The 25,473-nt window shown below is 62.1% G+C and carries 27 protein-coding genes and 2 tRNA genes; 26 read left to right on the forward strand and 3 right to left on the reverse strand.

Annotation, left to right across the window (positions count from 1 at the left end):
* The first annotated feature begins 2 nt into the window (after positions 1-2).
* The 14 genes from ACU8YE_RS05930 (at position 3) to ACU8YE_RS05995 (ending at position 13,479) form a co-directional block, all read left to right on the forward strand.
* Positions 3-638: a 3-oxoacid CoA-transferase subunit B gene (locus ACU8YE_RS05930; RefSeq protein ID WP_232040273.1), complete on the forward strand. Its 636-nt coding sequence runs from the start codon at positions 3-5 to the stop codon at positions 636-638.
* A gap of 13 nt (positions 639-651) precedes the next feature.
* Positions 652-1,431 carry a 3-hydroxybutyrate dehydrogenase gene (locus ACU8YE_RS05935; RefSeq protein ID WP_414560728.1) on the forward strand — a complete coding sequence of 260 codons (780 nt, stop codon included), beginning with the start codon at positions 652-654 and terminating at the stop codon, positions 1,429-1,431.
* 145 nt (positions 1,432-1,576) lie between these two features.
* Entirely contained in the window at positions 1,577-2,446 is an 870-nt protein-coding gene (locus ACU8YE_RS05940) for an alpha/beta fold hydrolase (protein ID WP_232040271.1), read from the forward strand.
* Positions 2,447-2,476: 30 nt separating this feature from the next.
* Positions 2,477-2,845 (forward strand): RidA family protein, encoded by a 369-nt coding sequence (locus tag ACU8YE_RS05945; protein ID WP_316871475.1) that lies wholly within the window; start codon positions 2,477-2,479, stop codon positions 2,843-2,845.
* Positions 2,846-2,884: 39 nt separating this feature from the next.
* Positions 2,885-5,110, forward strand: coding sequence for a RelA/SpoT family protein (locus ACU8YE_RS05950; protein WP_322016798.1), 2,226 nt, complete (start codon positions 2,885-2,887; stop codon positions 5,108-5,110).
* A 22-nt stretch (positions 5,111-5,132) separates the two neighbouring features.
* A tRNA-Val gene (locus ACU8YE_RS05955) sits at positions 5,133-5,209 on the forward strand.
* Between the two features lie 382 nt (positions 5,210-5,591).
* Positions 5,592-7,499, forward strand: coding sequence for a threonine--tRNA ligase (gene thrS / locus ACU8YE_RS05960; RefSeq protein ID WP_232042967.1), 1,908 nt, complete (start codon positions 5,592-5,594; stop codon positions 7,497-7,499).
* A 42-nt stretch (positions 7,500-7,541) separates the two neighbouring features.
* On the forward strand, positions 7,542-8,063 hold the full coding sequence (gene infC / locus ACU8YE_RS05965; RefSeq protein WP_373407661.1) for a translation initiation factor IF-3: 522 nt from the start codon (positions 7,542-7,544) through the stop codon (positions 8,061-8,063).
* A gap of 167 nt (positions 8,064-8,230) precedes the next feature.
* On the forward strand, positions 8,231-8,428 hold the full coding sequence (gene rpmI / locus ACU8YE_RS05970) for a 50S ribosomal protein L35 (RefSeq protein ID WP_004636003.1): 198 nt from the start codon (positions 8,231-8,233) through the stop codon (positions 8,426-8,428).
* Between the two features lie 28 nt (positions 8,429-8,456).
* Positions 8,457-8,813 (forward strand): 50S ribosomal protein L20, encoded by a 357-nt coding sequence (rplT, locus tag ACU8YE_RS05975; protein ID WP_012762124.1) that lies wholly within the window; start codon positions 8,457-8,459, stop codon positions 8,811-8,813.
* A gap of 147 nt (positions 8,814-8,960) precedes the next feature.
* Positions 8,961-9,989 (forward strand): phenylalanine--tRNA ligase subunit alpha, encoded by a 1,029-nt coding sequence (gene pheS, locus ACU8YE_RS05980; RefSeq protein ID WP_446928459.1) that lies wholly within the window; start codon positions 8,961-8,963, stop codon positions 9,987-9,989.
* A gap of 62 nt (positions 9,990-10,051) precedes the next feature.
* Positions 10,052-12,481: a phenylalanine--tRNA ligase subunit beta gene (pheT, locus tag ACU8YE_RS05985; RefSeq protein WP_446928320.1), complete on the forward strand. Its 2,430-nt coding sequence runs from the start codon at positions 10,052-10,054 to the stop codon at positions 12,479-12,481.
* A 78-nt stretch (positions 12,482-12,559) separates the two neighbouring features.
* A complete protein-coding gene (locus ACU8YE_RS05990) occupies positions 12,560-12,976 on the forward strand; it encodes an integration host factor subunit alpha (RefSeq protein ID WP_232042965.1) in 417 nt (138 codons plus the stop codon).
* Positions 12,977-13,047: 71 nt separating this feature from the next.
* Complete coding sequence (locus tag ACU8YE_RS05995; protein WP_446928321.1) at positions 13,048-13,479, forward strand: MerR family transcriptional regulator; 432 nt, start codon at positions 13,048-13,050, stop codon at positions 13,477-13,479.
* A 79-nt stretch (positions 13,480-13,558) separates the two neighbouring features.
* Here ACU8YE_RS05995 and ACU8YE_RS06000 read toward each other — a convergent pair.
* A tRNA-Pro gene (locus ACU8YE_RS06000) sits at positions 13,559-13,635 on the reverse strand.
* 164 nt (positions 13,636-13,799) lie between these two features.
* On the opposite strand from ACU8YE_RS06000, the gene ACU8YE_RS06005 reads away from it, so the two are divergent.
* Positions 13,800-14,225, forward strand: a complete 426-nt coding sequence (locus ACU8YE_RS06005; protein ID WP_446928322.1) for a nuclear transport factor 2 family protein — start codon at positions 13,800-13,802, stop codon at positions 14,223-14,225.
* Positions 14,218-14,673: a MerR family transcriptional regulator gene (locus ACU8YE_RS06010; RefSeq protein WP_446928323.1), complete on the forward strand. Its 456-nt coding sequence runs from the start codon at positions 14,218-14,220 to the stop codon at positions 14,671-14,673. Before ACU8YE_RS06005 ends, ACU8YE_RS06010 begins: the two co-directional genes overlap by 8 nt.
* A 25-nt stretch (positions 14,674-14,698) precedes the next feature.
* Here ACU8YE_RS06010 and ACU8YE_RS06015 read toward each other — a convergent pair whose 3' ends face one another.
* Positions 14,699-15,613 (reverse strand): cupin domain-containing protein, encoded by a 915-nt coding sequence (locus tag ACU8YE_RS06015; RefSeq protein ID WP_440838159.1) that lies wholly within the window; start codon positions 15,611-15,613, stop codon positions 14,699-14,701.
* A gap of 114 nt (positions 15,614-15,727) precedes the next feature.
* On the opposite strand from ACU8YE_RS06015, the gene ACU8YE_RS06020 reads away from it, so the two are divergent.
* Positions 15,728-16,063, forward strand: a complete 336-nt coding sequence (locus ACU8YE_RS06020) for a carboxymuconolactone decarboxylase family protein (protein WP_232042960.1) — start codon at positions 15,728-15,730, stop codon at positions 16,061-16,063.
* A gap of 9 nt (positions 16,064-16,072) precedes the next feature.
* Here the strand turns inward: ACU8YE_RS06020 and ACU8YE_RS06025 are convergent, their stop codons facing one another.
* Positions 16,073-17,011, reverse strand: coding sequence for an aldose epimerase family protein (locus ACU8YE_RS06025; RefSeq protein ID WP_260802719.1), 939 nt, complete (start codon positions 17,009-17,011; stop codon positions 16,073-16,075).
* Positions 17,012-17,325: 314 nt separating this feature from the next.
* On the opposite strand from ACU8YE_RS06025, the gene ACU8YE_RS06030 reads away from it, so the two are divergent.
* From ACU8YE_RS06030 to hpaD, 9 genes are all read left to right on the forward strand, one after another.
* A complete protein-coding gene (locus ACU8YE_RS06030) occupies positions 17,326-17,697 on the forward strand; it encodes a hypothetical protein (protein WP_232042959.1) in 372 nt (123 codons plus the stop codon).
* Positions 17,698-17,869: 172 nt separating this feature from the next.
* Entirely contained in the window at positions 17,870-18,940 is a 1,071-nt protein-coding gene (dinB, locus tag ACU8YE_RS06035; RefSeq protein WP_260802363.1) for a DNA polymerase IV, read from the forward strand.
* A 191-nt stretch (positions 18,941-19,131) separates the two neighbouring features.
* Complete coding sequence (locus ACU8YE_RS06040) at positions 19,132-20,562, forward strand: amino acid permease (protein WP_446928324.1); 1,431 nt, start codon at positions 19,132-19,134, stop codon at positions 20,560-20,562.
* 29 nt (positions 20,563-20,591) lie between these two features.
* Entirely contained in the window at positions 20,592-20,978 is a 387-nt protein-coding gene (locus tag ACU8YE_RS06045; protein WP_446928325.1) for a hypothetical protein, read from the forward strand.
* A 112-nt stretch (positions 20,979-21,090) separates the two neighbouring features.
* Positions 21,091-21,381, forward strand: a complete 291-nt coding sequence (locus ACU8YE_RS06050; RefSeq protein ID WP_024975517.1) for a DUF1488 family protein — start codon at positions 21,091-21,093, stop codon at positions 21,379-21,381.
* Between the two features lie 183 nt (positions 21,382-21,564).
* Positions 21,565-22,314, forward strand: a complete 750-nt coding sequence (locus ACU8YE_RS06055; protein WP_446928326.1) for a fumarylacetoacetate hydrolase family protein — start codon at positions 21,565-21,567, stop codon at positions 22,312-22,314.
* On the forward strand, positions 22,311-23,081 hold the full coding sequence (locus ACU8YE_RS06060) for a fumarylacetoacetate hydrolase family protein (protein ID WP_446928327.1): 771 nt from the start codon (positions 22,311-22,313) through the stop codon (positions 23,079-23,081). The genes ACU8YE_RS06055 and ACU8YE_RS06060 overlap by 4 nt, the downstream gene beginning before the upstream one ends.
* Positions 23,078-24,559 (forward strand): 5-carboxymethyl-2-hydroxymuconate semialdehyde dehydrogenase, encoded by a 1,482-nt coding sequence (gene hpaE, locus ACU8YE_RS06065; RefSeq protein ID WP_446928328.1) that lies wholly within the window; start codon positions 23,078-23,080, stop codon positions 24,557-24,559. Before ACU8YE_RS06060 ends, hpaE begins: the two co-directional genes overlap by 4 nt.
* A 42-nt stretch (positions 24,560-24,601) precedes the next feature.
* Positions 24,602-25,471 carry a 3,4-dihydroxyphenylacetate 2,3-dioxygenase gene (hpaD, locus tag ACU8YE_RS06070; RefSeq protein ID WP_446928329.1) on the forward strand — a complete coding sequence of 290 codons (870 nt, stop codon included), beginning with the start codon at positions 24,602-24,604 and terminating at the stop codon, positions 25,469-25,471.
* The last annotated feature ends 2 nt before the right edge of the window (positions 25,472-25,473 follow it).

Genomic DNA, 25,473 nt, shown 5'->3' on the forward strand with positions numbered 1-25,473 from the left:
ACATGGCCTGGACACAAGACCAAATGGCGGCGCGCGCTGCCCAGGAGTTGCAAGACGGCTTCTACGTCAACCTCGGCATCGGCATCCCGACGCTGGTTGCCAATCACACCGGCGACAAGGAAGTCTGGCTGCAAAGCGAAAACGGCATGCTGGGCATCGGCCCGTTCCCCACGGAAGACGAAGTGGATGCCGACCTGATCAACGCAGGCAAGCAGACCGTGACCACACTGCCCGGCAGCGCCATCTTCGGCAGCGACCAGAGCTTTGCGATGATTCGCGGCGGCAAGATCAACCTGTCGATTCTGGGTGCGATGCAGGTAAGCGAGACGGGCGATCTGGCCAACTGGATGATCCCCGGCAAGATGGTCAAGGGCATGGGCGGCGCGATGGACCTCGTGGCCGGTGTCAAGCGCGTGATCGTGCTGATGGAGCACACCGCCAAGAAAAAGGACGGCACTGAAGACCTGAAGCTGCTGCCTAAGTGCACGCTGCCGCTGACCGGCGTGGGTGTGGTCGATCGGATCATTACGGACCTTGGCGTGATCGACGTGACCGCGCAGGGCCTGAAGCTGATCGAAACCGCGCCGGGCGTTTCGCGCGAAGAGATCCAGGCCAAGACTGGCGTCAACCTGCTGTAATTCGGAGACCGCAATGCTGCAAGGAAAAACTGCCCTGGTTACGGGCTCGACCAGCGGGATCGGTCTGGGCATCGCCTGCTCGCTAGCCGCGCAGGGCGCCAACATCATCATCAACGGCTTTGGCGATGTTGAAGCGCCCAAGGCGCAGATCGCGGCCGCCGGCAAGAACGCCATCCGCATCGGATACCACGGCGCCGACATGAGCAAGCCGGCCGAGATCGAAGCGATGTTCGCCTATGCCGACACCGAGTTCGGCGGTGTGGACATCCTCGTCAACAATGCCGGCATCCAGTACGTGGCCAATGTCGAGGATTTCCCGACCGAGCGTTGGGACGCCATCATCGCCATCAACCTCACCTCGGCTTTCCACACGACGCGGCTTGCCGTGCCGGGCATGAAGCGCAAGAACTGGGGCCGCATCATCAACATCGCTTCGGCGCATGGGTTGGTGGCATCGGCGCAGAAGTCGGCGTATGTTGCAGCCAAGCACGGTATCGTCGGCTTCACCAAATCGGTGGCGCTGGAGACGGCGCAGACGGGCATCACGTCCAATGCGATCTGTCCGGGCTGGGTGCTGACACCGCTGGTGCAGAAACAGATCGATGCGCGCGCCGAGAAGGACGGCCTGTCCGCGCTCGAAGCCAAGAAGGATCTGCTGATGGAAAAGCAGCCCTCGGGCGAATTCGTCACGCCTGACCAGCTCGGTGCGCTGGCGGTGTTCCTGTGCAGCGATGCGGCCGAACAGGTGCGCGGCGTGGCGTGGAACATGGATGGTGGCTGGGTCGCGCAGTAAGCCGATCTGCTTCAGAAAAAGCCTCGCTTCGGCGGGGCTTTTTTGTTTTTGATGGACGGTGCATGTCTGCTGCACCGCCGCATGCTTGCGGGCCCGCGTACAATCAGGCTTCGCTGTCTCCGTCATTCCCATGTAGGAGTTGTTCATGCCAGTTTCGCCGCGCCTTGCCTTCGTGCAGTGCCTGAGCCCGTCCGGCTTGCACCGGATGGCGTATCACGAGTGGGGCGATGCGCAGAATCCGCGAGTGCTGGTCTGCGTGCATGGCCTCTCGCGCACCGGGCGTGATTTCGACGTGCTGGCGCAGGCGCTGTGCAACGACTATCGCGTCATCTGTCCCGATGTGGTGGGCCGGGGGCGCTCCGATTGGCTGGCCGATCCGAAAGGTTACGTGCTGCCGCAGTACGCGTCCGACATGGTCACGTTGCTCGCGCGCGTGAATGCCGAGTCTGTCGACTGGTTTGGTACCTCGATGGGTGGCCTGATCGGCATTGGCTTGGCAGGCTTGCCGCAATCGCCGATTCGCAAGCTGCTGCTCAACGATGTAGGCCCGCGGGTGACGGAATCGTCGTTGACGCGCATTGGCGCTTACCTCGGTCTGAATGTCCGCTTCAAGACCTTCGATGAGGGATTGGCGTACCTCAAGACGATCAGCGCATCATTCGGCCCCCACACGCCGGAGCAATGGCGTGCGTTGAATACCGCGATCCTGAAACCGCAAGGGGGCGAGTGGATCCTGCATTACGATCCGCGCCTCGCCGAGCCCTTCAAGAACACCACGCCCGACATGATCGCTGCCGGCGAAGCCACGCTGTGGAAGTTGTTTGAGGCGATTCCCGGCGAGGTGCTGGTGGTGCGCGGCGCGCATTCCGATCTGCTTACGCGCGAGACCGTCGAGGCCATGATGCAGCGTGGCCAACATGTGAACACGATTGAAATCCCTGACGTGGGCCACGCGCCGACCTTCATCCAGCCGGATCAGGTGGCGATCGCCCGCAAGTTCTTCCTCGGTCAATGACCGTTTGTCCGATCCCACTCGATTTGCAAGATGAGCACTGAACTGAAGCGCTACAACGTCGAACATCGCTATTCCGACGCAGCCGTCTACAACGGCGTCGTCTACGTGGCAGGGCAGGTGCCTGAGTCCACGCTCGACGCAGGCATTGCCGAGCAGACGGCAGAAGTGCTCGCCACCATCGATCGCGTGCTGGCCGCCAACGGCAGCGACAAGACGCGCATCCTGATGTGCCAGATCTTCCTGAAAGACATCAGCGAGATTGGCGAAATGAACAAGGTGTGGGACCAGTGGGTCGCCGCCGATTCCAAGAACTCGCCGCCGCGCGCCACCGTTGAGGCCGCGCTGGCCAATCCGAAGTACCGCATCGAAATCGTCGTGACGGCCGCGCAGAAGAACTGAGCCCGTCGCCCAACAGGCGAGACGCAAGCAGGACGCATCATGGAGAACAAGACCGAACGGCCGGCCGAGGGGCCCGGATCGACGGCAGAGCAGGTCGCCCGGGCGATCGAATATCTCGCGGCGAATGCCGCAGACAGCGTCACGCTGACCGGCGAGCCGCTGGAGTCGCACGCGCGCGGCACGATCGCCATACTGGAAGCGCTGCGCGTCGACACGCCATCGTTGCAGGCGGCTGCACTGTTCCTGTTGCCCACGCTGGCAATGGACAACGAAAAGGCGCTCGAGCCCGCATTCGGCGCCGAGGTCGTCAAGCTCGTGCACGATGTGCGGCAACTGCTGCGCATTGGCGCAATTGCCGGCCTCGTCAGCCCGACCGATGCCAGCATCACGCGCAAGAACGAAGCGGAAGCGCGCCGCGCGCAGGTCGAGGCGCTGCGCAAGATGTTGCTCGCGTTCGCGCAAGATATTCGCGTGGTGTTGATCCGGCTGGCGTCGCGGCTGCAGTCGCTGCGCTGGCTCGCGCAGACGAAACGCCCGGCGCCGGAAGGCATGGCGCGCGAAACGCTGGACATCTACGCGCCGCTCGCAAACCGCCTGGGTATCTGGCAGCTGAAGTGGGAGCTTGAAGACCTCGGCTTCCGCTTTGAGGATCCGGATACCTACAAGCGTATCGCCCGCCTGCTCGATGAAAAACGCATCGAGCGCGAGAAGTTCATTGGCCAGGCCATCGAGCAACTCCAAAAGACCTTGCACGATGCCGGTATTCAGGCCGAGGTCAGTGGCCGGCCCAAGCACATCTACAGCATCTGGAAAAAGATGCGCGGCAAGGAACTCGACTTTGCTGATCTGTACGATGTGCGCGCCTTCCGTGTCATCGTGGACGACATCAAGGATTGCTACACGGTGCTCGGTTTCGTGCATCACATGTGGCAGCCGATCCCGAAGGAATTCGACGACTACATCTCGCGCCCGAAGGCCAACGGCTACATGTCGCTGCATACGGTGGTGATCGGCGACGACGGCCGCGCGCTCGAGGTGCAGATCCGCACGCGCGAGATGCACCACTTTGCCGAGTACGGCGTGGCCGCGCACTGGCGCTACAAGGAGGCCGGCAGCAAAGGCTACGCCGGGCAGTTCTCCGCCAGCGAGCGCTACGACGAGAAGATCGCGTGGCTGCGCCAGTTGCTCGCCTGGAAAGATGACGCCGAGCACACCGTCGCGCACGAGGATTCCCCGTGGGAGCAACTCAAGCACACCGAGCTGGATGACCACATCTACGTGCTGACGCCCCAGGCGCGCGTGATCGCGTTGCCGCAAGGCGCAACGCCGGTCGATTTCGCCTACTACCTGCACAGCGATCTCGGCCACCGCTGCCGCGGCGCGCGCGTCGACGGCACGATGGTGCCGCTGAACACGCCGCTCAAGAACGGCCAGACCGTCGAGATCGTCACCGTTAAGCAGGGCGGGCCGTCGCGCGATTGGCTCAACACCGAGCTGCACTATCTCGTCAGCCCGCGTGCCCGCACGAAAGTGCGTGCGTGGTTCAACGCGATGGAGCTGGAAGAGACGCTTGCGCAGGGCCGGGCGCTCATCGACAAGACACTGCAGCGCGAGGGCAAGACCGCCGTCAACCTGGAAGAGTTGGCGGCCAAGCTCGGCTACAAGACGTCGGATGATCTCTATGCCGTGGTCGCCAAGGACGAGTTGAGCCTGCGCCGCATCGAGGCCGTATTGCGCTCCGATGGGGCGCCGCCGCCGGCACCCGTGGATGACGAAGCGGCCTTCACGAAGAAGAGCCGCGCCACAAGCGTTGCTCGTGGCGCCAAGAGTGGCGTGCTGGTGGTGGGCGTCGATTCACTCCTCACGCAGATGTCGCGTTGCTGCAAGCCGGCGCCGCCGGACCCCATCGTTGGCTTTGTCACACGCGGGCGTGGCGTATCGATCCACCGGCAGAGCTGTGCGACGTTTCAGCAGTTGGCTGCCCGGGCCCCGGGTCGTGTGATCCAGACGGAGTGGGGCCAACGCAGCGATTCGGTCTATCCGATCGACATCCAGGTCGAGGCGCTGGACCGGCAGGGCTTGTTGCGCGACATCTCGGAAATCCTCTCGCGCGAGAAGATCAACGTGACCGGCGTGCGCACGCTGTCGAGCAAGGGCGTCGCGAAAATGCAGTTCACTGCAGAGGTGTCAGAGGCGACGCAGCTGCAGCGCGCGCTGACTTTGATCGAAGAAGTGCAAGGGGTGTTGACAGCCCGAAGGAAGTGACGGTATAGTTTCGTTCTTCGGCAGGCTCGTAGCTCAGCTGGTTAGAGCACCACCTTGACATGGTGGGGGTCGTTGGTTCGAGTCCAATCGAGCCTACCAACGCATTTAGCAGGACGCGTCGGGTAGGGTGTCCAAGCCGTCATCCTCGCAATTCCCGGGCTTGTCCCGTACAACTGAACACAAGGCGAAATATGATTCAGGCACCGCGAACTACAACCGCTTCGGAGCGACAGTAGTCAAGGTGCGTTTTTCGCCCTTTGCGGTCTGCCCAAGCGGTGGATGGCGCAAATGAAAACGCGGCCTTGGCCGCGTTTTTTTTCGTCCGCAGTTTCGTGTCACGCGTGGCGATCAAGCTGAAAGCGCTTCGAAGCATTCGATTCGACAACCTGCTGCGCCGACTTGGCGCGGCGCACGACAGAATAACGACCGCTGCGCATCTCTGAAGCCGGAAATGCGCAACGGTGACTCCACAGGAGCAAGCATGATCGCAATCACGTTGCCGGATGGTTCCCGGCGTGAATTTCCCGGCCCCGTGACCGTGGCTGAAGTGGCGCAGAGCATCGGTGCGGGCCTCGCCAAGGCTGCGCTGGCTGGTCGCGTAGACGGTCAGATGGTCGACACGAGCTTCTCGATCGATCGCGATGCGAAGCTCGCCATCATCACAGACAAGGACGCCGATGGCGTCGACGTGATCCGTCACTCCACGGCGCACTTGTTGGCCTACGCCGTCAAGGAGCTGTATCCGGACGCGCAGGTCACCATCGGCCCGGTCATCGAAAACGGCTTCTATTACGACTTCGCCTACAAGCGCCCCTTCACGCCTGAAGACCTCGTCGCCATCGAAAAGAAGATGACGGAGCTCGCCAAGAAGGACGAGAAGGTCACACGTGAAGTGCTGAGCCGCGACGAAGCCGTCAAACTGTTCCAGGGCATGGGCGAGAAGTACAAGGCCGAGATCATCGCCTCCATTCCGGAAGATCAGGAGATTGGCCTGTACCGCGAGGGCAACTTCGTCGACCTTTGCCGCGGCCCGCACGTGCCATCCACGGGCAAGCTCAAGGTCTTTAAGCTGATGAAGGTGGCGGGCGCGTATTGGCGCGGGGACCACAACAACGAGATGCTCCAGCGCATCTACGGCACGGCCTGGGCCAAGAAGGAAGACCAGGAAGCCTACCTGCGCATGCTGGAAGAGGCTGAAAAGCGTGACCACCGCAAGCTCGGCCGCGAACTCGACCTGTTCCACATCGACGAGTACTCGCCTGGCACGGTGTTCTGGCATCCGAAGGGCTGGACGCTCTGGCAGGAGATCGAGCAGTACATGCGTCGCGTGTATCGCGAGAACGGCTACCAGGAAGTGAAGGGGCCGCAGATTCTCGACAAGACGCTGTGGGAGAAGACCGGCCACTGGGACAAGTACCGCGAGAACATGTTCATCACGGAATCGGAAAAGCGCGAATACGCGCTCAAGCCGATGAACTGCCCCGGCCACATCCTCATCTACAAGCAGGGCATCAAGAGCTACCGCGACCTGCCGCTACGCTTCGGCGAGTTTGGCGCATGCCACCGCAACGAGCCTTCGGGTGGCCTGCACGGCATCATGCGCGTACGCGGCTTCACGCAGGACGATGGTCACATCTTCTGTACGGAAGACATGATCCAGGCCGAGGTGACGGCGTTTACGACGTTGCTGCAGAAGGTCTACAAGGACTTCGGCTTTACCGAGATTCTTTACAAGCTGTCGACGCGTCCGGAAAAGCGCATCGGCACTGAAGAAAGCTGGGACCGTGCCGAGGCTGCGTTGGCCGAGGGCTTGCGTGCGTCGGGTTGTGAATTCGAGTACCTGCCGGGCGAGGGCGCGTTCTACGGCCCGAAAATCGAATATGTGCTCAAAGATGCACTCGGCCGCCAGTGGCAGTGCGGCACAATCCAGGTCGACCCGAACTTGCCGGAACGCCTGGACGCCGAGTTCGTAGGCGAGGATGGCGCACGCCATCGCCCCATCATGCTGCACCGGGCCATCGTCGGCAGCCTGGAGCGCTTTATCGGTATCTTGATCGAGCAATATGCCGGAGCGCTGCCGACGTGGCTTTCGCCCGTGCAGGTTGCGGTTCTCAGTATTACCGATTCGCACGCCGAATACGCCCAATCCGTTGCGCAATCCCTGCAAAAACAAGGATTTAGGGCGGTCGTTGATTTGCGGAATGAGAAGATTGGGTATAAAATCCGCGAGCATTCCGTGCAGAAGGTCCCATACCAGGTTGTGGTTGGCGACAAAGAGCGGGATGAAAATCAGGTGGCCGTGCGTGCCCGTGGCAACGTCGATCTAGGCTCCATGCCGCTGTCGGCGTTCGTTGAGCGACTGCAGAACGATCTCGCCAACAAGTCATGAGCTGGGCACGGCCTGTTTTTTTGATTCTTCGAGGACATCAACATCGCTACTGAGAAATCTCACCGCATCAACCGCGAGATCAGCGCACCGGAAGTCCGGCTGACCGGGGTTGAGGGGGAAGCGCTCGGCATCGTCAAGCTGTTCGACGCACTGCGTCTGGCAGAAGAGAAAGACGTCGACCTGGTCGAGATCGCGCCGACTGCGCAGCCGCCCGTCTGCCGCCTGATGGACTATGGCAAGTTCAAGTATCAGGAACAGAAGAAGGCCCACGACGCCAAGTTGAAGCAGAAGGTTATCCAGGTGAAGGAAGTCAAGTTCCGCCCTGGCACCGACGACAACGACTACGGCGTTAAGCTGCGCAACGCAACGCGTTTCCTGGAGGATGGTGACAGGGTCAAGGTTACCTTGCGCTTCCGCGGCCGCGAAATGGCTCACCAGGAACTCGGCATGCGCGTGCTGGAGCGTATCAAGACTGACCTGGAGGAATTCGGCCAGGTTGAGCAGATGCCGAAGATGGAGGGGCGCCAGGCAGTGATGATGTTGGCACCCAAGAAGAAAAAGTAATGCAGTGGTGGCCGGACGTTTCCGGCTGCGCTGAGCAGGTTCCAGACGGAAACGTCGGAAAACGCGGCAGGTGTCAAAGCCTGCAGCGATACAACAAGTGAGCCCGGGTCTTGCAAGTGTCGGCGCCAGCCGTCCACCTGGCTTCATGTCAAAAGCGGAGTTGTTCCATGCCGAAGATGAAGACGAAGAAAAGCGCTTCCAAGCGCTTTACTGCCCGTCCTGGTGGCACGATCAAACGTGGCCAAGCCTTCAAGCGTCACATCCTGACCAAGAAGACCACCAAGAACAAGCGTCACCTGCGCGGTACCGAGGGCGTCCATGAGACGAACCTGAAGTCCGTTCGCGCAATGATGCCGTACGCCTAACCCTAACTAACTACGAAAGGAGCATTTCATGCCTCGAGTAAAACGTGGGGTCACAGCGCGGGCCCGTCATAAGAAGGTTATCAGCGCAGCCAAGGGTTACCGCGGCCGCCGCAATAACGTCTATCGCATCGCCAAGCAGGCGGTCATGCGTGCTGGCCAGTACGCCTACCGCGATCGTCGTAACAAGAAGCGTGTGTTCCGCGCGCTCTGGATTGCACGTATCAACGCTGGCGCACGCGAGCATGGTCTGACCTACAGCAAGTTCATGAACGGCCTGAAGAAGGCGTCCATCGAGCTGGACCGCAAGGTGCTGTCGGACATGGCCATTCACGACAAGGTGGCTTTTGCTGCCATCGTGAACCAGGTGAAAGCCAACGTCGCCTGAGTTGGATTGGCCGGGCGGGCTGCTGGAATTGCCCAGTGACTTTGCCGGCCGATCACCCTGACGGGGCTCTCACCGAGCCCCGTTTTTTATTCCGCGCATTTCGCGGACCCGAATCACCCGAATTTTTTCGCTCGCCTTCCCATGTCACTGGATCTGGATCAAGTCGTCGCCGATGCCCAAAACGCGTTTGCCTCTGTGGAGGACAACGCCTCGCTGGAAAACGAGAAGGCACGCTTTCTCGGTAAGTCCGGCGTGCTGACCGACTTGCTCAAAGGCTTGGGCAAGCTCGACCCGGAGACACGCAAGTCCGAAGGCGCGCGCATCAACCAGGCCAAGAGCCGCGTTGAAGAGGCGCTGACCGCCCGCCGCCAGGCGCTGGCCGATGCGCTGATGAACGCCCGTCTGGCCGCCGAGGCGATCGACGTGACGCTGCCCGGCCGCGATGTAGCCGAGGGCAGCCTGCACCCGGTGATGAACACCTGGGAGCGCGTCGCCAAGATCTTCGGCTCGATCGGTTTCGATGTGGCTGACGGCCCCGAAATCGAATCGGACTGGATGAACTTCACTGCGTTGAACAACCCGGACAACCATCCGGCGCGCTCGATGCAGGACACCTTCTACATCGATGGCCGCGACAGCGAAGACAAGCTCTTGCTGCTGCGCACGCACACCAGCCCGATGCAGGTGCGTTACGCCCGCATGCACGTTGAGAAATACAAGCACCTCGACCGCATTCCGCCCATCAAGGTCATCGCGCCGGGCCGCACGTACCGCGTCGATAGCGACGCTACGCACTCGCCGATGTTCCATCAGGTCGAAGGCCTCTGGATTGCCGACAACATCAGCTTCGCAGACCTGAAGGGCGTCTATGCCGACTTCCTGCGCAACTTCTTTGAGCGGGACGACATCCAGGTGCGTTTCCGCCCGTCGTACTTCCCGTTCACCGAACCGTCGGCCGAGATCGACATGGCGTTCGGCAACGGCAAATGGCTGGAGATTTCCGGTTCTGGCCAGGTGCACCCGACCGTGGTGCGCAACATGGGCCTGGACCCTGAGCGCTACATCGGCTTTGCGTTCGGCTCCGGCCTGGAGCGCCTGACGATGCTGCGCTATGGCATCAACGACCTGCGCCTGTTCTTCGAGGGCGATGTGCGTTTCCTGCGCCAGTTCGCGTAAGCGCCGAGCGCTCGCACTGGTACCTCGTCGCCCCGTTAATCGAATTTCTTTTCTGTCGCGCCATGCAATTTCCGGAATCCTGGCTTCGCAGTTTCGTCAATCCGTCGATCACCACGGATGAGCTCTCCCATCGCCTGACGATGGCGGGTCTCGAGGTGGAAGAGGTCGACCCCGTTGCGCCGCCGTTCTCGCAGATCGTCGTCGGCCATGTGGTCGAGGTCAACAAGCACCCGGATGCCGATCGCCTCAATGTCTGCAAGGTCGATGCGGGCACGGGCGAGCTGCTGCAGATCGTCTGCGGCGCGCCGAACGTGTCGGTGGGCATCAAGGTGCCGTGCGCGATGGTCGGTGCCGAGCTGCCGCCTGGCGAAGATGGCAAGCCGTTCAAGATCAAGATCGGCAAGCTGCGCGGCGTGGAGAGCTACGGCATGCTGTGTTCGGCGCGCGAGCTGAAGCTGTCGGAAGATCACGGCGGTCTGCTGATCCTGCCGGAAGACACGCCGGTCGGCGAAGACATTCGCAAGGTGCTGGATCTGGATGACCAGATCTTCATCATCAAACTCACACCCAACAAAGCGGATTGCCTGTCGATCCATGGGGTGGCGCGCGAAGTGTCCGCGCTGACCGGCGCCCCCATCACTGTGCCGTCGATGGCGCCCGTGGCGGTGACGCTCGCTGACAAGCTGCCGGTCAAGGTGGAAGCACCGGACCTGTGCGGTCGCTTTTCGGGTCGCATCATCCGCGGCGTGAACGCGCACGCGAAGACGCCGGCCTGGATGGTTTCGCGCATCGAGCGCGCGGGCATGCGCAGCGTGTCGGCGTTGGTTGATATTTCGAACTACGTGATGCTGGAGCTAGGCCGTCCGTCGCACGTCTTCGACCTGGACAAGATCCACGGCGGCCTGACGGTGCGCTGGGGCAAGGCTGGCGAACAACTGAAACTGCTCAACGGCGACACCATCACCGTCGACGAAAAGGTCGGCGTGATCTCGGACGAGCAGGCCATCGAAAGCCTTGCCGGCATCATGGGCGGCGACAAGACGGCTGTCACGCTCGACACACAGAACATCTACGTCGAAGCCGCATTCTGGTGGCCGGAAGCCGTCCAAGGCCGCGCGCGGCGCTACAACTTCTCGACGGATGCAGGCCATCGCTTCGAGCGAGGCGTTGATTACGCGACCACCGTTGAACACATCGAACGCATCAGTGCGCTGATCCTCGAAATCTGCGGCGGCCAGGCTGGCCCGATCGACGATCAGATCGTCAATCTGCCCAAGCGCGAGCCGGTGCGCATGCGCGTCGCACGTGCTGCACGTGTGCTCGGTATTCCGCTGTCGCACGATGTTGTGGCAGACGTGTTCAAGCGCCTAGGCCTCACGTTCAGCGTGGACGGCGATGTGTTCATCGTCGAGCCGCCGTCGTATCGCTTCGACCTGGAGATCGAGGAAGACCTGATCGAAGAGGTCGCCCGCATCTACGGCTTCGAGCAGATTCCCGCCAAGCCGCCAGTGGCCGAGAGCGCGATGCGCCCGACCGACGAGGCGCGCCGCACCATGCACGACGTGCGTCATGCTGTGGCCGCGCGCGATTACCACGAGGTCGTCAACTTCGCCTTTGTCGAAAGCGAGTGGGAGGCCGACTTTGCCGGCAACACCAACCCGATTCCGCTGCTGAACCCGATTGCCAGCCAGTACTCGGTGATGCGCAGCACGCTCATCGGCGGCTTGCTCGACAAGGTCCGTTACAACGTGAACCGCAAGGCTTCGCGCGTGCGCATGTTCGAGGTGGGGCGCGTGTTCCACCGCGATGCGAGTGTCGCCGACGGTGGCCTGTCGATCGCAGGCTACGCACAACCGATGATGGCGGGCGGCATTGCGTATGGTCCGTCCAAGGAAGAGCAGTGGGGCGTGCAGGCACGTCCGGTTGATTTCTTCGATGTGAAGGGCGATGTCGAGTCTCTGCTGTGGCCGCTGCAGGCGCGCTTTGAGCGGGCCGAACATCCTGCGCTGCATCCAGGCCGCTCGGCGCGCATAGTGCTGAATGGCCGTGCCGTCGGCTGGATTGGTGAGCTGCATCCGCGTTGGCTGCAGAAGTACGATTTGGCGACCGCGCCGGTGGTGTGGGAAGTCGAGCTCGATGCCATTACCGCAGTAGGCCTGCCGAAGTATCGTGAAGTGCCGCGCGTGCCGGCCGTGACGCGCGACATCGCGCTGGTCGTGCGCCAGGATGTGGCGGTGCAGGACCTGGTCGACACGTTCGAGAAGGCGGCTGTCGGCGCCCCATGGCAGCGTTATCTGCAGGGCGTTGTGCTGTTCGATGAGTTCCGTCCGAAGTCCGCCACCGCTGCCATTGGGGCGCAGGAGAAAAGCCTTGCCTTCAGAATTACGTTGCAAGATACTGACAGCACCCTTCAGGACGACATTGTCGAGGCCGCCACACAGCAATTGATTCGAGCGGCCGGCGATGCATTCGGCGCGCGCCTGCGCGCCTGACGTCTCAGACGTCCGCACTGCGCTAGAGACCGCTCGAACGAACCTCCGCATTCGGATCGAATACGCTAAGCGAATCCTATGAACGATCAACACGCGCCAGCGTTGGCGGCATCCTTGGGCGACTCGCTCGGTTCTTCTTCGGCAGCATTGGCCGACGCACGTGATGCGCGCGGTCAGGACGTGCCGACGCTTACCAAAGCCGAGCTTGCCGAGATGCTGTTCGAGCAGGTTGGCTTGAACAAGCGTGAGTCGAAGGACATGGTCGAGGCGTTTTTCGACGTGATTCGCGAGGCGCTCGAACAGGGCGACAGTGTCAAGCTGTCCGGCTTCGGTAACTTCCAGTTGCGCGACAAGCCGCAGCGTCCGGGCCGAAATCCAAAGACGGGGGAGATCATCCCCATCACCGCGCGTCGCGTCGTGACGTTCCACGCCAGTCAGAAGCTCAAGGCGCTCGTTGAAGAGCGCGTCGAGCCGCTGCCTGTCGACATCGCGTAATTTTGCTGCGTGATCTCGTTTAGCCGTCTGTTCAATCCGTTTCTCTCGCCAGCCCTGTAGTTCAGCCCTGTATGGCCGCCGATAAACACACGGAGCGGGTCAACCTGCCGCCGATTCCTGCCAAACGCTACTTCACCATTGGGGAAGTGAGCGACCTGTGCGCCGTCAAGCCGCACGTGCTGCGCTATTGGGAGCAGGAGTTCACACAGCTCAAGCCCGTCAAGCGACGCGGCAATCGGCGTTACTACCAGCATCATGAAGTGCTGCTGATCCGGCGTATTCGCGAGCTGCTGTACGAGCAGGGTTTCACGATCAATGGCGCGCGGAACAGGCTGGACGAGTTGCGGCATGGCGTGGCTGCCGCGTCGCCGGTCGAGGCCGATGAGCAGGAAATGGAAGCCGCGGCGCCGATCCCCGCCGCTGCGAGTGGTTCGGTTGATGTTCAGAGCTTGCGGCGTGAGCTGTCGGCCGTGTTGGAAGTGCTGCGTACCGACCAGCCATAAGCCGATATTGCAGACAAGAAGCGCGCAGATAGAAACGAAAAAGCCCGCGTAACGAGATCCGTTACGCGGGCTTTTGTTTTGGTCGGGGCGAGAGGATTTGAACCTCCGACCACCTGCACCCCATGCAGGTACGCTACCAGGCTGCGCTACGCCCCGAAGCCTGAAAGTATAACAGAGGCGTGGCGCCGATGACTAGTAGTTCGCTCACAGTTCGAGCACTTGCCGTGTGGTCGTGTTCCGTATGGCTGCGGCAAAGAAAGTCCTTGCGCTAGAGTGCGCTCTAGCACCTGTAATCGGAGCATTCACACTAGGAGGCTCCCATGAACGCGCTCGAGAACAAGCAGATCTTGCAGGCCGCTTTTGCCGAACTGGCTGTGAGCAACGCCAAGCCATTCGTTGATCTCATGACGGATGATTTCTGCTGGGTTTGCACCGGTACGACGCAGTGGTCTCGTCGCTATGCCGGTAAGCAGACGGTGCTGGATGAGCTGTTCGCGCCGCTGCGCGCGAAGCTCGGTCGCATCACGACGGTTGCCAATCGCTTTATTGCCGATGGCGATACCGTGGTCGTAGAGGCGCAAGGTCGCAACACGACGCGCGATGGCTTTGCCTATAACAATCAGTACTGCTTCGTCATCCACATGCAGGAGGGCAAGATGCGCGAACTGATCGAATACTTTGACACCGATCTCGTCAACCGGGCGCTTGGCCATCCGGCAGCTGTCTCCACCGCGTCCCATGGCTGAGCGCGATTCGGCTCGGTTGCTGATCGGTGCCTTGGCTGAGCGCACGGGCCGCAGCATTTATACGATTCGCTGGTACGAGGCGCAGGGGTTGATTCCTGGCGTTGCGCGCGATGCAACGGGCCGACGTATTTATACCGAGCAGCATGTCAACTGGCTCGAGTTGATGGAGCGCCTGCGCAACACAGGGATGTCCGTCGCACAGATGCGCGAATACACGGCGCTGGTGTGCGAGGGCCGTAGCACCTTGAAAGCTCGACATGCGTTGCTGGTGGCACATCGCGCGCAGGTGACGCGAATGATCGCGGAGTGGACGCACTCGCTTGCGATGATCGACGGCAAGATCGATTTCTACGGCGAATGGGTGGCCACGGGAACGCGGCCCGCACGCGAGCCTAGCCTGTCGCAAAGCACCACGAAAACGCGCACGCATCGCAAGCCCAAGCGCTAGCGATGGCGGGGACGTTGGCGGATGATCAATCCGGTGCGCGCCGATACCGCGCTGGCGTCATTCCCAGTTGCTGCTTGAACGCCTTGCCGAATGCCGCCTCGGATTGATAGCCGACGCGCGCCCCGATTTCTCCTGCACTGAGCCGCGTATGGACCAACGCGTCGCACGCGAGCGTCATGCGCACGCGCGTGAGAAAGTCCCACACCGTCATGTCGGCGCGCGCCTTGAAGTGCCGCGCGTAGGTGGCGCGCGACATGGCTGCCAGATCGGCGAGGGTGTCGATGGTCCACGCACGCTCTGGCGCGCTGAGCATGGCTTGTACGGATGGTCCGAGGCGCGTGTCTGACAGCAGCGTCAGCGTGCCGGGGCTCGCGTTTTCCTGCTGGCCATACACGCGCAGTGCCATTGTCAGCAACGCTTGGCTCAACGAGGTAACGATCGCCAGCGCGCCGGGCGCGCGGGTTTCGGCTTCGTCGCGCATCAGTGCGATGAGCGCCTGCAGTGCCGGATACGACGCGCTATCACTCAATGACACGTGCAGCGGATCAGGTAGCGTACGCACTAGCAACGTGGTCGAGCCGTGCTCGTGAACGAAGCGGCCGCAAAGCAGGTCGACGTCGGCGGCACCCCGGCCGGTTTGGCGAAGCGGCAGCATGCCGTCATGCGAGTTGCGGGGTTTCCGGGTGGGTGCGTCGGCAGCGCTGAGGTCGTGAATGGTGTGTGCCGCGCCACGCGGGAACAGGATGAAATCGCCTTCGCGCAGCGTGAGCGTGCCGCCGCCAGCGTCGACCAGGCAACTGCCCGACAGCACCAGGTGGAACAGCACTTGCCCATTCGGCTCCGGATCATGCGGGATCGAGAAGGGCCCTTGGAACAGGCAGCGCAAATCGAGGCTGGCCTGCGGCCGGGTGAGTTGAATGAATTGGCTGAGCGCATCCATTGAGACGATTTCGATAGAAATTGCGTTTATCAAGTATTCAACGGATCGCACGTCAAGGCAATACTCTTCCCAACGGCGCGGCATCGGGCCAGCGCCACATCACCGGAGCACATCATGCTGAACTGGGTCGAGTATCGGAAGGAATTGCTGGGTCGCATTGGCGAGATCGGTCGGATCACGCCGGATACGGTCAAGGGCTACAAGACGCTGTCGGCGGCCACGACGGGCAGCCTGGACGCGAAGACCCGCGAACTGATCGCGCTGGCCGTGGCGGTGACCGCGCGTTGCGATGGCTGTATCACCGTGCACACCGCCGAGGCGGTCAAGCATGGTGCAACGCATGAGGAGATTGCCGATGCGCTCAGCGTGGCGATTTCGCTCAATGCCGGCGCCGCGTTGGTGTACTCGGCGCGCGTGATGGATGCGGTGCAGGCCTACGAGAAGGCCTGACCACGTCCGCTACCGAGCGATCCGCAGGCGGCAGGTTGCCTGTCGGGTCCCGCCGGGGGAGAGCAGGTGCAGGCCTTCGCCGTGGTGGATCGCATTCGGCAGGCCCATCCAAGGTTCGACGCAGTAGAAGTCCGACGTGGCGTTTTCCGTCCACGTGGTGATGGCGTGCCAGGGCACCGGTGCGCCGTCGACCTCGAAACGAATGCGCCGGCCGAGCGGTGCTTCTGCATGCGGCGGGATGACGAGCGTGGCCGCGCCGGCGTCATCGAGCAGGTGATAGCGATCTTGGAGCGCCGGGTCGTCGAGCTGGTAGGTCCTGCGCCCTGGCTCGGGTCTGTGGAGACTGCCATCGGGCAGTTGGCGCGACAGCCGCGCCGGCGGCATTGACAGCTCGGTTGCGCCACGCAGCGCGTGCGGTAGCGCCAGGTAGAAATGATGGCCCGCGTAAAAGGGCATCGGCGCATGCGCGTCGCCTTCGTCCAGATGCTTCACGGAGAAGGTCGCCTCCAACCCTTCGTCAATCAGCCGGTACGTCACGCGAAATTCGAAGGCGAACGGATAGCCCTGGCGCGTTTGAGGGCTGTCGCGCAGCAGCATGACGATGTGTGCGTCGCTTGCGTCTTCCACCTCGAACGGCATGTCGCGAGCAAAGCCGTGTTGCGGTAGCGCGTGAAGTTGTCCGCGCGCGTCGCGCCAGCGGCCGACTTCGCCATCTACAAAATGCCGGCCGATGAAGGGAAATAGCAGCGGATTGCCGCCGCGCACTTTGGCCGGATTCGACCAGTCGGCTGTTTCGGGCCAGAAGAGGATGTCTTCACCGCGATGGCGCCAGCGCACCAGCCGACCGCCGGCTTCCGGTGCGAGCAGCAGCATGGAGCCATCGGCGCGCGTGTCACCGATGCGGATGAGCGTGCGATCCTGAAAGCGTGCGGTGGGCAGGTCGTGCATGGGTTGGGCGGAGTGACTTGTTGGCATGGGAATCGCATACTAGATTGTCAATGCGTTTTGCCCGGAGGGAAACCATGTCCGTCAATTGCGTGCTGCCCGCTCATACCGTTCCCCCGCCCGACGAGCCTTCGCCGCCGGGAATCCCGCCCGATCTGCCATCTCCCGATGAACCGCCGCCGCCAGTCGAGCCACCGGAGCTGTCGCGGAAGTAATCTGCTGTTACCAATCGTCACAGCTTTGCGTGAAGCGGTTCGTAAGATAGCGCCAGTTCTCGCGCGACTGCGCGTTTCTACAACCACAATACGAGCCAAATCATGTCGATTCTTCCGCGTCTGACCCTGTGCGCAGTGCTGGCGGCCTCCCTGGCCGGTTGTGTCGTGGCGCCACCGCAGCCCACGCGCACGGTGGTGGTGCGTGAGCCGGTTCCCGTTGCGGCGCCGGTGGACCCGCGCGCGCGCTTTGACCAAATCCAGGGCCGCCTCGCGGAAGAATTCCACCGTATCGACGTTCGCCAATCGCAGGGCTACATCGATCCGTACCGCGCTGACGGCCTGCGCGACCGCCTGCGCCGCATCCGCCAGGAAGCCAACGACATGGCCAGTCAGCATCGCGGTGGCTTGTCCGGCGATGAGCAGCACGCGCTGAACGACGAACTCGGTGCCGTGGCGCACGATATCGGCCGCTAAGCCGCATTCTTCCGGTCTCCTCATTCGCCGATGTTGCGTTGCAATATCGGCGAAATGCATTGTTGCGCGGCGTTGCGTGCGCAGCCGGCGGAAGCTGATACGCTTGCGTTCCTCCTGAACGAGCAAGCCCGACACCGACGCGGCTTCCAGCGGCCGGTTCTGGCCTTGTGCCGTGCGAAAGATCATCCACTGCGACTGCGATTGTTTTTACGCTGCCATCGAAATGCGCGACGACCCGCGCCTGGTGGGCAAGCCGCTGGCCGTCGGTGGGCGGCCGGAGCGGCGCGGTGTAGTCGCAACCTGCAACTACGAGGCGCGCAAGTTCGGCATCCATTCGGCCATGCCCATGGCGCAGGCCGTCAAGCGTTGCCCGGACTTGCTGATCGTGCCGCCGTCCATGGAAAAGTACCGCCAGGTTGCGCGCCAGATATTCGCCATTTATCACAGCTATACGCCGCTGGTGGAGCCGCTTTCGCTGGACGAGGCATACCTGGACGTGACCGACAGCCCGATGCTGGCGGGCAGTGGCACCCGCATCGCTGAAGACATCCGCCGCCGGGTGCGCGAAGAGATCGGCATTACCGTGTCGGCCGGCGTTGCGCCCAACAAGTTCATCGCCAAGATCGCCAGCGACTGGAACAAGCCTGACGGCCTGTTCGTCGTGCGGCCGGAGCAGATCGACGCGTTTGTGGCGGAGCTGCCGGTCGATCGCCTGTTCGGCGTGGGGAAGGTGACCGCTGCCAAGCTGCGCCGCCTGGGTGCGGAAACCTGTGGTGATTTACGCGGCTGGGGCACCGATCGCTTGCAGCAGCATTTCGGCGTGTTCGGTTTTCGGCTTCACGACCTTTGTCGCGGCATCGACCACCGGCAGGTGCAACCTTCGCAGATCCGCAAGTCGGTCAGTGTGGAAGAGACCTACGCCACCGATCTGCGCACGCTCGATGACTGCCAGCGCGAGTTGATCATCCTCGTCGAGCAGTTGGCCGCCCGCGTCGAGCGCGCCCGCGCAGGCAACATGATCCACAAAACCTACGTCAAGCTGCGTTTTGCCGATTTTCGTGGCACGACGGTGGAGTGCATCTCGCCGCAGGTGTCCTTGCCGGTGTTCTCCAAGCTGCTGGCGCAGGGGTTTGAGCGCCGCGGCATCCCAGTGCGATTGCTTGGCGTGGGTGTGCGGCTGTATGAATCGGATGCGCATGCGCGCCAGCAACCGCTGTTTGCGGAAGACCCCGCCGCCGGGTGAAATTGAGCCCATCGACCCGGCAATTGGGTACGAATTGTCCTATTTTCCTGTCTGCACTACGGCGATAGAAGGGCGGAATGTCGCCTGCGGGTAGAATGCCCGCTTTTTTGCATAATCCGCCGCCGCGCATCACACGTGCGCGACAGTGCATGCCGTCACATTCGGCAGCGCGCAGACAGGAGACGCAGTCAATGAGTTTGTTTCGTACCAAAAACGTCGATCACATGATCCGCACGGGCCACAGCAATACGGGCCTGAAGAAAGTCCTCGGACCCCTCGACCTGACCTTTCTGGGTGTTGGCGCCATCATCGGTACCGGCATCTTCGTTTTGACCGGCACCGGCGCGCTCACAGCTGGGCCGGCGCTAACGTTGTCCTTCATATTCGCCGCGCTCGCCTGCGGGTTTGCCGCGCTGTGTTACGCCGAATTCGCCTCGACCATCCCCGTGTCGGGCTCCATCTATACGTACGCCTACGCCACGATGGGCGAACTGGTCGCCTGGATCATCGGCTGGGATCTGATGCTTGAATATGGTTTGGCCACATCCGCTGTTTCGGTGGGGTGGTCCGGCTATTTCCAATCGCTGCTGTCAGGCTTCGGCCTTCACCTGCCCGTGGCGCTCACCGCTGCGCCGGGCGCAATTCCGGGAGTGCAGACGCTGTTCAACCTGCCGGCGCTGGTGATCATGCTGCTGATCACGACGCTGCTGTCGTTCGGCATTCGCGAGTCGGCGCGCGCCAACAACATCATGGTCGCCATCAAGGTGACGGTGGTGCTGCTGTTCATCGTCGTGGGCGTACGCCACGTGCAGCCCGCCAACTGGCAACCGTTCATGCCGTTCGGTATGGAGGGCGTGTTCGGCGCGGCGGCCATCGTGTTCTTTGCTTTCATCGGTTTCGATGCGGTCACCTCGGCCGCCGAAGAGGTGCGCAACCCCAAACGCGACTTGCCGATCGGCATCATCGGTTCGCTGGCGGTGTGCACGATTCTCTACGTGCTCGTAGCCGCCATCATGACGGGCATCGTGCCGTTCGCGAAGTTTGCGGGCGTGGATCACCCCGTGTCGCTGGCATTGCAGATGGCCGGTGAAAGCTGGGTGGCGGGTTTTGTCGATCTCGGTGCCATCATCGGCATGACGACCGTGATCCTGGTGATGGCGTATGGCCAGACACGCATCATCTTCGCCATGTCGCGCGACGGGCTGCTGCCTAAGCGTCTGTCGCACATTCATCCGCGCTATGCGACGCCGTTTCTGAATACCTGGGTGGTCGGCATCGTCTTCGCGGTGATCGCTGCATTCGTCCCGCTGAATGTATTGGCGGAGCTAATCAACATTGGCACGCTGGCGGCGTTCTCGCTGATTGCCATTGCCGTGCTGGTGCTGCGTCGTACGCGCCCGGACCTGCATCGCGGCTTCCGCTGCCCCGGCGTGCCGGTGGTGCCGCTGCTGGCCATCGGCATGTGTCTGTTCCTGATGAGCCATCTGCAGGCCGTAACCTGGATCGCCTTCGTGGTGTGGGTAGCGATCGGCTTGCTGGTGTACTTCGGCTATGCGCGCCGTCGTTCGCTGCTGCACACGTCGGAACATGGCGCTGCGCCAGTTTCCGAAACGGTCCACTGATCGATAACGCGCGTCCATTCCCTGACGACATGGCTGCCACGCGGCCAACCCTGTCGTTCAGATCGCCGGCTGAGGTGGTTTTCCCTCAGTCGGCGCGCAACTATTACAACGCCGATGTATTGCGTTCAACCGCCGCGCTTTTTTGCGACGGTTCCAGCGCATCCGGCGCTGACATCAACGTGTCGCAAACCATGTGGTTGCATGAGCAGGCACAGTTTGGCTTCACGTCCGGCACGCGCCTTGCATGTGGCTTTCGCTTTGCTCAAACGAGCAAGCGCTCAACCCTGACAAAAAAGCATAGCTGCGACGAAGGGCGCGCGAAGCCTGATGCCGCCTGGGGTGGCGGCCCCAAGCCACCATTCACCGGCAGCGATGCTGCAAATGACGCTCGCACGTGCATCGCAAGCTGTGGTTAAAATGATCTGTGCAGCCAGACACAATGTCTGACGAAACCTTGCCGGCCCCCCCGCAAAGTTTCCACGCAACAGCGTGTGCGTTGTTGTCCATTGCAATCGGAGGGCTTTGACGATGGAAATCAAGTTCGAAAAGAAAGAGGCGTACGACATCAACAACGAAGGCCTGCTGTTCGACGCACTGGTCGACGGTGAAAAGGTGACTTGCGTGGCAACGCGCGAGGCGCTTTGGGAAGGGCTGGAAGGTGATCAGGTGTTGTCGCTTCAGGCAGCCTTCGAGGCTGGCCAAGAGCGGATCCAGGATGCCGCCCGTGTGCTTATTGCAGACTGCGTGCAGCGATCTCATGGATTAGATGACTTGCCGCAACCGATCGTGGTCAAGCGCGCGCATATTGCGGTGATCTGAGTCTGATCGATTGCCTGCGTAGACATCGGCGTGCCCGATGCTCTGCATGGCGGACACATCGTCCGCCGACTGAAAAGCCGGTCCGCGTGGCCGGCTTTTTCATTGCGCCGCAGTTTCCCGACTTGACATGGCTGCAATCCGATCAGATGATTAACATGTTAATTATATGGGGCGGGAGACGCCATGCTGCGAGGCAGAGTGGTATTGCCGGAAGGTCAAGTCGTGGAGACGGTGTTTGCATCCGCCGCGGAGTGTGCCAGTTCGTTTCGTTGGCTGCCGCCGGTCGAAGGTACCGTCGTCGGCGCGTTACTGAACTACCGCGACGAACTGGATGCGCTTGGCAACGCGCTATCTGCGCCGCCTTACCAAGCGCCGCCTAAGGCGCCAATCCTCTATCTCAAACCGGCAAACACGCGCATTGGTCATGGCCACGATGTCGTGCTTCCGGCAGACATCGACGGCGTTTGGGCCGGTGCCTGCCTGGGCGTGGTGATCAGTCGTACAGCCACGCGTGTGCCGGCGTTGCGCGCCGCGGATTTCATCGCCGGCTACACGATCGTCAATGACCTGACCGTGCCGCATGCGAGCTACTACCGCCCGGCGATCCGCCACAAGTGCCGCGATGGCTTTTGTCCGATCGGACCATGGATAGTCGATCGCGATGATGTGCCTGACGCTGATGCGCTCGATATCACCGTGCGCATTAACGGTGAGATCAAACAGCGCGCAAATACATCGACACTGGTGCGGCCTGTCGCACAACTGCTTGCCGACGTGACGGCATTCATGACGCTTGAAGCGGGCGATGTGCTGCTCGTTGGCATGCCGGAGAATCCGCCGCTGGCGCGCGCAGGGGATCGCATCGATATCGACATCGCCCGCATTGGCACACTGACGACCACGTTGATCTGCCAATCGGAGGTTTCGCGATGAAACACGCGCGTATTGCCTATGACGGCGCGATCCGCCACGCCACGGCCATGCCCGGCGACGACACCCGCCTCAGACTGGCCGACGGCCGCGTCTTGCACGAAACCGAAGTCGTCTGGTTACCGCCGGTCCAGCCACGCACGGTCTTCGCGCTGGGCCTGAACTACGCCGACCACGCGAAGGAGCTGGCCTTCAAAGCGCCCGAGGAGCCGCTCGCGTTCCTGAAAGGGCCAAATACGCTGATTGGCCATCGCGCCCACACCGTGCGCCCGCTTGGCGTCGCGTTCATGCATTACGAATGCGAGCTGGTCGTGGTGATCGGCAAGACCGCGCGCAATGTGCCGCGCGAGCACGCCTATGAATACGTGGCTGGATATACGGTGGCCAACGATTGCGCCATCCGCGATTACCTCGAGAACTACTACCGCCCGAACCTGCGTGTGAAAAGCCGCGATACCTGCACGCCTATCGGGCCATGGCTCGTCGACCGCGACGATGTGCCCGATCCGATGAACCTCGCGTTGCGTACCACCGTCAACGGCCGCGTCACGCAAGAAGGCAGCACGCGCGACATGATTTTCGACGTTCCCGCGTTGATCGCGTGGTTCTCCAGCTTCATGACGCTCAGCCCCGGCGACATGATCCTGACCGGCACGCCCGAGGGTTTGGCCGATACGCAACCCGGCGACGAAGTCATCACCGAAATTGAAGGCATCGGCCGGCTGGTGAGCACCATCGTTGCCGAAGAACCGAACAAGGAGCCCGCATGAGCCGCGTCAACATGGAACCTGTCAAGCATTGGATCGACGGTCGCCACGTCGACAGCGTCGAGCGTTTCGTCACGACCAATCCGGCGACGGGCGAGGCCATAGCCGAGGTCGCATCGGGCGGTGAGGCGGAGATCAACGCGGCGGTAGCGGCGGCCAAGGCTGCATTCCCGGCCTGGGCCAACACGCCGGCCAAGCAGCGCGCCAAGCTGATGCGCCGCTTGGGCGAGCTGATCGAGCAGAACGTGCCGCACCTGGCTGCGCTGGAAACGATGGACACCGGTCTGCCGATCGCGCAGACGAGCAAGCAGCTCATTCCGCGCGCTTCCGAGAACTTCCATTTCTTCGCCGAGGTGTGCACGCAGGTCAACGGCCGCACATATCCGGTCGATGACCAGATGCTGAACTACACGCTGTATCAGCCGGTGGGCGTTTGCGCGTTGATCTCGCCGTGGAACGTGCCGTTCATGACGGCCACGTGGAAGGTCGCGCCGTGCCTGGCGCTTGGCAATACGGCGGTGCTGAAGATGTCGGAGCTGTCGCCGCTGACAGCGGATCAACTCGGCCGCCTGGCGCTGGAAGCCGGTATTCCGCCGGGCGTGCTGAACGTGGTGCAAGGCTATGGCGCCACGGCAGGCGACGCTCTGGTGCGCCATCCGGATGTGCGGGTGGTGTCGTTCACCGGCGGCACGACCACCGGCAAGCGCATCATGGAGCGGGCCGGCCTGAAGAAATTCTCGATGGAGCTGGGCGGCAAATCGCCCGTGCTGATCTTCGACGATGCGGACCTGGAACGCGCGCTGGATGCGTCGCTGTTCACCATCTTCTCGATCAACGGCGAGCGCTGCACAGCCGGCTCGCGCATCTTCGTGCAAGAGAGCATCTACGACGATTTCGTGAACAAGTTTGCCCAGCGTGCCAAGCGGCTTGTGGTGGGCGACCCAGCGGATGAAAAGACCCATGTTGGCTCGATGATCACGCGCGCGCATTGGGAGAAGGTCACGAGCTACATCCGCCTGGGCGAACAGGAAGGCGCGAAGATTCTGGCCGGCGGCGCGGAGAAGCCCGCCGGGCTGCCCGCCCACCTGCAAAACGGCAACTTCGTTGCGCCCACGGTGCTGGCTAACGTCGATAACCGCATGCGAGTCGCCCAGGAGGAAATCTTTGGCCCTGTGGCCTGCCTGATCCCCTTCCAGGATGAAGCCGATGGCCTGAAGCTCGCCAATGACGTGGAATATGGCTTGGCTTCGTACATCTGGACGCAGGATGTCGGCAAGGTGCACCGTGTGGCGCGCGGTATCGAGGCCGGCATGGTATTCGTCAACAGCCAGAACGTGCGCGATCTGCGTCAGCCTTTTGGCGGCGTCAAAGCATCCGGCACCGGGCGCGAGGGCGGCGAGTACAGTCTGGAGGTGTTTGCCGAGATCAAGAACGTCTGTATCTCGATGGGTAGCCACCACATTCCGCGCTGGGGCGTTTGACGCACCGCCGGAGACACCACAACAAGGGCGGAAGGAGACACCATGGGCAAGTTGGCCTTGGCCGCGAAGATCACCCACGTGCCGTCGATGTACCTGTCGGAACTGCCGGGCAAGCACCATGGCTGCCGCGCGGCGGCCATCGAGGGCCACCGCATCATCGGGCAGCGCTGCCGCGACTTGGGGGTGGACACCATCGTCGTGTCCGACGTGCACTGGCTAGTCAACGCCGGCTATCACGTCAACTGCAACGCGCGCTTCGAAGGCGTTTACACGAGCAACGAGCTGCCGCATTTCATCAAGGACATGCGGTATGCGTATCCGGGCAACCCGGCGCTGGGCCAATTGATTGCAGAGACGGCAACGGCGCGCGGCGTGTTCACGCGTGCCCACGAAATCAACAGCCTCGAACTCGAATACGGCACGCTCGTGCCGATGCGGTACATGAACAGTGACCAGCACTTCAGGGTTGTGTCGATCGCGGGCTGGTGCGCGTGGCACACACTGGATGAAAGCCGCCACTTCGGCGCCGCGCTGCTCGAAGCCATCGAGGCGAGCGACAGCACCGTCGCGTTCCTCGCCAGCGGATCGCTCTCGCACCGTTTCAACGACAACGGCAGCCCCGAAGAATCCATCCACCAGATCAGCCGCGAATTCTTCAAGCAGGTTGATCTGCGTGTGGTCGAGCTGTGGAAGCAGGGCGACTGGAAGACCTTCTGCGCGATGCTGCCCGAATACGCATCGCTGTGCGAAGGCGAGGGCGGCATGCACGACACGGCCATGCTGCTCGGCCTGCTTGGCTGGGATGCCTATGACCGGGGCGTCGAAGTCGTCACCGAGTATTTCGCCAGTTCTGGCACGGGGCAGATCAACGCGATCTTTCCGTTGCCCACGCGTGGTCAAACTGGAGTGTGAGG

The sequence above is a fragment of the Ralstonia sp. VS2407 genome (assembly GCF_052950655.1).

Bases quoted from the DNA above. Each gene is read 5' to 3' on its own strand.
- ACU8YE_RS06025 (WP_260802719.1), bottom strand. From the start codon at position 17,011: ATGCACGACCTGCCCACCGCACGCTTTCAGGATCGCACGCTCATCCGC.
- ACU8YE_RS05995 (WP_446928321.1), top strand. From the start codon at position 13,048: ATGGCCGCCGATAAACACACGGAGCGGGTCAACCTGCCGCCGATTCCT.
- ACU8YE_RS06040 (WP_446928324.1), top strand. From the start codon at position 19,132: ATGAGTTTGTTTCGTACCAAAAACGTCGATCACATGATCCGCACGGGC.
- ACU8YE_RS05945 (WP_316871475.1), top strand. From the start codon at position 2,477: ATGAGCACTGAACTGAAGCGCTACAACGTCGAACATCGCTATTCCGAC.
- rplT (WP_012762124.1), top strand. From the start codon at position 8,457: ATGCCTCGAGTAAAACGTGGGGTCACAGCGCGGGCCCGTCATAAGAAG.
- ACU8YE_RS06015 (WP_440838159.1), bottom strand. From the start codon at position 15,613: ATGGATGCGCTCAGCCAATTCATTCAACTCACCCGGCCGCAGGCCAGC.
- ACU8YE_RS06045 (WP_446928325.1), top strand. From the start codon at position 20,592: ATGGCTGCCACGCGGCCAACCCTGTCGTTCAGATCGCCGGCTGAGGTG.
- rpmI (WP_004636003.1), top strand. From the start codon at position 8,231: ATGCCGAAGATGAAGACGAAGAAAAGCGCTTCCAAGCGCTTTACTGCC.
- thrS (WP_232042967.1), top strand. From the start codon at position 5,592: ATGATCGCAATCACGTTGCCGGATGGTTCCCGGCGTGAATTTCCCGGC.
- ACU8YE_RS06020 (WP_232042960.1), top strand. From the start codon at position 15,728: ATGCTGAACTGGGTCGAGTATCGGAAGGAATTGCTGGGTCGCATTGGC.
- hpaE (WP_446928328.1), top strand. From the start codon at position 23,078: ATGAGCCGCGTCAACATGGAACCTGTCAAGCATTGGATCGACGGTCGC.
- ACU8YE_RS05950 (WP_322016798.1), top strand. From the start codon at position 2,885: ATGGAGAACAAGACCGAACGGCCGGCCGAGGGGCCCGGATCGACGGCA.
- ACU8YE_RS05930 (WP_232040273.1), top strand. From the start codon at position 3: ATGGCCTGGACACAAGACCAAATGGCGGCGCGCGCTGCCCAGGAGTTG.
- ACU8YE_RS06055 (WP_446928326.1), top strand. From the start codon at position 21,565: ATGCTGCGAGGCAGAGTGGTATTGCCGGAAGGTCAAGTCGTGGAGACG.
- ACU8YE_RS06030 (WP_232042959.1), top strand. From the start codon at position 17,326: ATGTCGATTCTTCCGCGTCTGACCCTGTGCGCAGTGCTGGCGGCCTCC.
- ACU8YE_RS05935 (WP_414560728.1), top strand. From the start codon at position 652: ATGCTGCAAGGAAAAACTGCCCTGGTTACGGGCTCGACCAGCGGGATC.
- ACU8YE_RS05940 (WP_232040271.1), top strand. From the start codon at position 1,577: ATGCCAGTTTCGCCGCGCCTTGCCTTCGTGCAGTGCCTGAGCCCGTCC.
- hpaD (WP_446928329.1), top strand. From the start codon at position 24,602: ATGGGCAAGTTGGCCTTGGCCGCGAAGATCACCCACGTGCCGTCGATG.
- pheT (WP_446928320.1), top strand. From the start codon at position 10,052: ATGCAATTTCCGGAATCCTGGCTTCGCAGTTTCGTCAATCCGTCGATC.
- ACU8YE_RS06060 (WP_446928327.1), top strand. From the start codon at position 22,311: ATGAAACACGCGCGTATTGCCTATGACGGCGCGATCCGCCACGCCACG.
- ACU8YE_RS06005 (WP_446928322.1), top strand. From the start codon at position 13,800: ATGAACGCGCTCGAGAACAAGCAGATCTTGCAGGCCGCTTTTGCCGAA.
- ACU8YE_RS05990 (WP_232042965.1), top strand. From the start codon at position 12,560: ATGAACGATCAACACGCGCCAGCGTTGGCGGCATCCTTGGGCGACTCG.
- ACU8YE_RS06050 (WP_024975517.1), top strand. From the start codon at position 21,091: ATGGAAATCAAGTTCGAAAAGAAAGAGGCGTACGACATCAACAACGAA.
- ACU8YE_RS06010 (WP_446928323.1), top strand. From the start codon at position 14,218: ATGGCTGAGCGCGATTCGGCTCGGTTGCTGATCGGTGCCTTGGCTGAG.